Genomic DNA, 4,895 nt, shown 5'->3' with positions numbered 1-4,895 from the left:
AAGAGTTTGATTTCGTAGTTTTGCCCCCGCCCAGTTGATGAGGAAGGGCCTTGCTCCGCAATCCCTATCTACTACCTCAAAACAGTGTTTTGAGGCATCAACCACTGCGCCGAGAGACAGAAATCGGTAGACGCAGTCTCGTAAAAAAAGTAAGGTAGTAGTGAATCATCACTACTACCTTACTTTTTTGACATTTGCCCTATTCTAATATCAAAAGCCCTTCTTTGATTTCAAATGGGTTGTTTGGATTGATGCGGTCATAGAACATGATGCCGTTGGTGTGGTCGATTTCATGTTGGACGACGATGGAGTTGTAGCCTTTGAGTTTGATGCGTTTCTTTTCACCGTCTTTTGTGAAATACTCCACGGTCACGCGCGCGTGACGGACCACATAGCCTGGGACATTGCGGTCTACAGAGAGACAGCCTTCCCCATCTCCAAGAGCCGCGTCTTGCACAGAATGGGCAACAACCTTTGGATTGTACATGACTTCTTGAAGGCTATAGGCTTCTTTTGGTGGGTTGCCATCGGCATCTTCTGGATTGGGCACCAAAACAGCGATAATGCGTTTCGAGATGTCCAGCTGAGGGGCAGCGAGCCCAACTCCTCCACGGAGTCCAAGTTTTTCAGCCATAACAGGGTCTTGAGAATGGTGCAAGAATTGCATCATTTTTTCACCCAGGATAATTTCCTGATCAGACAAAGGGAAGGTCACGTCTTCTGCAACAGCTCGAAGTGTTGGATTTCCTTCGCGGATGATGTCATCCATATCAATCAAATGGGATGCTCTTGTAACTTTTTCAATTGCTTTCATTGTCATACTCTCACTTTCTTTCTAACCTCCATGATAACACAAAAGAGCCTAAAATTAAAGTTATCTGTCGGCGGTTTCCGCATGTTTGATGGACAAATCATTTATCCTTTTTGCATCTAAAATCGTATAGATTCGCCCTTCTCTTTGGATCAACCCCTCGTCAATCATCTGCTTGATCACGCGGCTGAGGTGGCGGTAGCTGATCCCAAAACGCAGGGCCAGTTGATTCATCTTGGGCTTGAGGGTCCCGTTTTCATCACCATGTTCCAAAAAATGTGTAGCGAGGCGCTCCTTGACCGAATAATGAAAGTTGGCAGGAGCCAAATAGTTGATCTGGTGTAATTTCTCAGCCAAGGTCTTGGCAGTAGAACGCAAAAAGGTCGGGTCCAGCAGTAGGCGGTCCTTGAAATGCCGAGCAGAGAGCTGGACGACTAGTGAGTCTTGGTCTGCAATGACCGATGTGATACAGACCCGATCGAGCAGGAGCTCAATCTCTCCTAACAGTCCAGGTTTTTCTTGGATTTCAAGGATGGTGTCGCTACCATTTTCAAGACTGTGGATGATCTTGAGCCGGCCTTTGAGAAAATAAGGAATGACATCTTGGTCAGAACCCTGGCGGCAGATATACTCTCCAGCCTGATAGAGAACAAGGTCCAGCTGACTAAGACAGTCACCTGGAAAGATCTGATCCAATTGGTAGTCAGTGATGATCTCCATGAGTTTCGTAGATGGGGAAATTTTTTTCATCTTAATCTCCTAAAATAGGACAAATGTCCTGTTTTTCTCTTTCTAAATTGATTATACTAGGATTCTATTGAAAATACCAGTTTGAATCTTTTCTAAATAAATTAGTAAAGTCAAATGTTACCAGTAAAGTGTAGGAAATAAAAAAATGAAAAAAATAATGGAAAGAATCAGTCTCTTGAGCTTGTCGCTCATGCTGATCTCATCATTTTCAATTACAGCCGGTTTGCCGGCTATGAAGGCCTATTTTAGCCAATTTGGATATTCAGCAGGCCAGGTGGAACTCTTGGTTTCCCTGCCGGCCTTTGCGGTTGTGGCCATGCTCTTTTTAAATAGCCTGATCGAGCGGTGGATGAGTGAGCGCCAGATGATTGTCGCAGGGCTTTTGCTCTTTTCAACTAGCGGCCTTGTGCCTTTGGTCGTGCAGGACTATCCTCTCATCTTTCTGAGTCGTATTCTCTTTGGTTTGGGGACAGGAATGATCAATGCCAAGGCTATTTCGATTATCAGTGAGCGCTACTCAGGCAATGATAAGACCCGGATGCTGGGCTATCGGGGGTCTGCTGAAGTGGTGGGCTCTGCCATCTTGACCTTTATTGTGGGACAACTCTTACCCCTAGGCTGGCCGGCGATCTTTGCCGTATATGGTGGTGGTTACTTGATTTTACTCCTCTATATCCTTTTTGTTCCCTATCCTAAGGGGCAAAAACAGGCTAGCTTGAAGGGGAAAAAGAAAGGTTCCGCACGCCTTCGCTCCCCTCAATGGCGTTTTAGTCTAATGCTAGCTGTGATTGCTGGTATCATCATTTGCTTCAATTCTATTATTAGCTTGCGCGTGCCGGATATTATCGTTGATGCTCGTATGGGAACGGCGACAACAGCTGGAACCGTCTTGAGTCTGATGCAATTGACAGGGATTGTAGCAGGGGTAGGCTTTGCCAGTTTAACACATGTTTTCAAAAAGAACTTGCTTATGATCATGTGCTTTGGCTTCGGTCTAGCTCTGGCCTTGATTGGCTTGTCTAGCCAGCTATGGAGCTTGGTTCTAGGAACCTTGCTGGCAGGATTTACCTACAGTACGGGGGTCACCAGTATCTTCTATCACTTATCTGAAAAAATCCCGACCAATCTCCTGAATCTTGCGACCTCGCTGGTCTTGATCGGCTGCAATCTTGGATCAGCCGTCTCTTCTTTCTTCATCCAGTTGGTGACGCCACTAGCTCCTTCCAATCATCTGCTCTTTGTCTTGATTGGTGTTTTGATGCTCCTAACAGGAGTCTTCGCCTCACAATTACTAGCACGAACGAAATGATTGAGAAATCATTTCGTTTTTTTAATTCAATCTATTGCGTCCTGTCACTAGCTCGTGTTATTATAGGAGGAGTGTGAAAAAAAGATTAGTTTAAAGGAAAAAATAATGAAAAGAATCATGGAGAAAGTGAGTATTCTCGCGCTTTCATTTATATTGACGACTTCGTTTTCTATTTCGAGTGCGCAGTCGGCCATGTTTGCCTATTATAAGGGAATTCCTCACAGCATGATTGAGCTCTTGGTCTCGCTTCCTTCTGCAGGGATCATGGTTTCACTCATCTTCAATAAATGGATTGGGCGCCTATTTTCAGAGCGTCAGATGATTGTGACAGGCCTAGTCGCTTACGCTCTATGTGGCTTTATTCCCTTAATCAGTCCAGCCTATCCAGTTGTCTTTTTGTCTCGGATTATTTTCGGGATGGCGGTTGGCTTGCTCAATGTTTCTGCCATTGCCATTATCAGTGAGCGCTATAAAGGAAAAGAACGCGTCCAAACCCTTGGCATTCGTGGTTCTGCAGAGGTTGTTGGGACGGCCGTTTTAACCTTTGGAGTCAGCCTCTTGATTCGCTTTGGCTGGCAGGCTGCCTTTCTCGTTTATGGCATCAGTATTCCTATCTTACTTTTGTATCTCTTATTTGTGCCTTATGGATCTACGACGGAAGCAGTGGAGGAAAAACACCGGGATGTCAAGATGACGGGGGGACAATGGCGGACTGCACTCGGCTTAGCAGTCGTTGCGGCAGCTATCGTCTTGTCCAATGTCATGATCACCGTTCGGATTCCAAGTGTGGTAGAGCAAGTTGGACATGGCACTGCCCAAACTGCGGGGGTTATATTAGCAGCCATGCAATTTGTTGGGATCTTAGCAGGTTTGGCCTTCTCACCCTTGACCCATCTATTCCGTGATCGTTTATTATTGGTTTCGGGAGTAGCTTATGGTGTGGCCCAAATGTTGATCGGGGTCTCTCCAAATCTCTTGATTCTTGCCCTTGTAACCATTGCTTCTGGCTTCGCCTACAGTGTGGCTTTGACAACAGTTTACAATGTCTTATCTGATAAGATGCCAGCAGGGGTCTTGAGCCAGGCAACGTCCATTGCGGTTTTGGGATGTAGTGCAGGATCGATCGCAACGACCTTTGTCCTTAGCCTATTAGGGACGATCTCATCTGCTCCAGTCTTCATTTTTGGATTTTCTGGTATCCTCTTGATCCTGGTTTCCTTTTTTGGCCTATGGATTGTGCGAAAGAGCGGGAAGTAATCATGCGGCTAGATAAATTTTTAGTGGATTGTGGCGTGGGGAGCAGGACCGAGGTCAAACAACTCCTCAAGCAAAAGAAAATCGCAGTGAATGGAAAAAAAGAGACAGCAGGAAAACTGCAGATTGATCCAGACAAGGATCAGGTGACCTTTATGGGAGAAGACCTGGTCCATGAGACCTTTGTTTACTACCTGCTTAATAAACCAGCTGGGGTTATCTCAGCGACTGAAGATGATCACCACCAAACTGTCTTGGATCTATTGGATGAGACAGCCCGTCACAAGGAAGTCTTTCCTGTCGGTCGCCTGGATATCGATACCCATGGCTTGCTGCTTTTGACCAATAATGGCAAGCTTGCTCATGCCATGCTTTCGCCGAAGAAGCATGTGTCGAAGATCTACCGTGCCCAAGTGGCTAGGATCATGGATGAGGCAGATGTGGCCCGTTTTGAAGCTGGCATTGCCTTCAAAGACTTCACAACCTTGCCCGCGAGATTGCAGATCTTAGAGGTGAATGAGGCAAATGCCAGCTCCTACGTCGAAATCGAAATCGCTGAAGGAAAATTCCATCAGGTCAAGCGCATGGTCGCTGCCTGTGGCAAGGAAGTGGTGGATTTAGAGCGGATCTCTATGGGACCTCTAACGCTAGATTCAACTCTTCAATTGGGAGCATGGCGGAGGCTCCATCCTTCTGAACTCAAGTCCCTAGAGGTCTTCGGTGTTCCTTTATAAGCAAAAAACCAAGAAGCTGGGACAAAAGTCCTAGCCT

The 4,895-nt window shown here is 46.1% G+C and carries 5 protein-coding genes; 3 read left to right on the top strand and 2 right to left on the bottom strand.

The genetic code is table 11. The features are described 5' to 3' along the window. Positions 1-199: 199 nt before the first annotated feature. Together def and HMPREF2926_RS09460 are read right to left on the bottom strand one after the other, a co-directional pair. Positions 200-814, bottom strand: a complete 615-nt coding sequence (def, locus tag HMPREF2926_RS09465) for a peptide deformylase (RefSeq protein WP_003004253.1) — start codon at positions 812-814, stop codon at positions 200-202. Between the two features lie 60 nt (positions 815-874). Then, positions 875-1,561 carry a cyclic nucleotide-binding domain-containing protein gene (locus tag HMPREF2926_RS09460; RefSeq protein WP_070587609.1) on the bottom strand — a complete coding sequence of 229 codons (687 nt, stop codon included), beginning with the start codon at positions 1,559-1,561 and terminating at the stop codon, positions 875-877. Positions 1,562-1,706: 145 nt separating this feature from the next. Here HMPREF2926_RS09460 and HMPREF2926_RS09455 point away from each other — a divergent pair, with 145 nt between their 5' ends. The 3 genes from HMPREF2926_RS09455 to HMPREF2926_RS09445 all read left to right on the top strand — a co-directional run bounded on the left by HMPREF2926_RS09455 (position 1,707) and on the right by HMPREF2926_RS09445 (position 4,858). After that, the gene (locus tag HMPREF2926_RS09455; protein ID WP_070587606.1) at positions 1,707-2,870 is read left to right on the top strand and encodes an MFS transporter; all 1,164 of its coding nucleotides are present in this window, start codon (positions 1,707-1,709) and stop codon (positions 2,868-2,870) included. A 105-nt stretch (positions 2,871-2,975) separates the two neighbouring features. After that, a complete protein-coding gene (locus HMPREF2926_RS09450; RefSeq protein WP_070587604.1) occupies positions 2,976-4,127 on the top strand; it encodes an MFS transporter in 1,152 nt (383 codons plus the stop codon). Between the two features lie 2 nt (positions 4,128-4,129). Beyond that, positions 4,130-4,858 carry a pseudouridine synthase gene (locus tag HMPREF2926_RS09445; protein WP_070587601.1) on the top strand — a complete coding sequence of 243 codons (729 nt, stop codon included), beginning with the start codon at positions 4,130-4,132 and terminating at the stop codon, positions 4,856-4,858. The last annotated feature ends 37 nt before the right edge of the window (positions 4,859-4,895 follow it).

This window comes from Streptococcus sp. HMSC078D09 (assembly GCF_001813675.1).
Lineage (GTDB): Bacteria > Bacillota > Bacilli > Lactobacillales > Streptococcaceae > Streptococcus.
This window is presented reverse-complemented; position numbering and strand designations above follow the sequence as displayed.

Bases quoted from the DNA above. Each gene is read 5' to 3' on its own strand.
- def (WP_003004253.1), bottom strand. From the start codon at position 814: ATGAAAGCAATTGAAAAAGTTACAAGAGCATCCCATTTGATTGATATG.
- HMPREF2926_RS09460 (WP_070587609.1), bottom strand. From the start codon at position 1,561: ATGAAAAAAATTTCCCCATCTACGAAACTCATGGAGATCATCACTGAC.
- HMPREF2926_RS09455 (WP_070587606.1), top strand. From the start codon at position 1,707: ATGAAAAAAATAATGGAAAGAATCAGTCTCTTGAGCTTGTCGCTCATG.
- HMPREF2926_RS09450 (WP_070587604.1), top strand. From the start codon at position 2,976: ATGAAAAGAATCATGGAGAAAGTGAGTATTCTCGCGCTTTCATTTATA.
- HMPREF2926_RS09445 (WP_070587601.1), top strand. From the start codon at position 4,130: ATGCGGCTAGATAAATTTTTAGTGGATTGTGGCGTGGGGAGCAGGACC.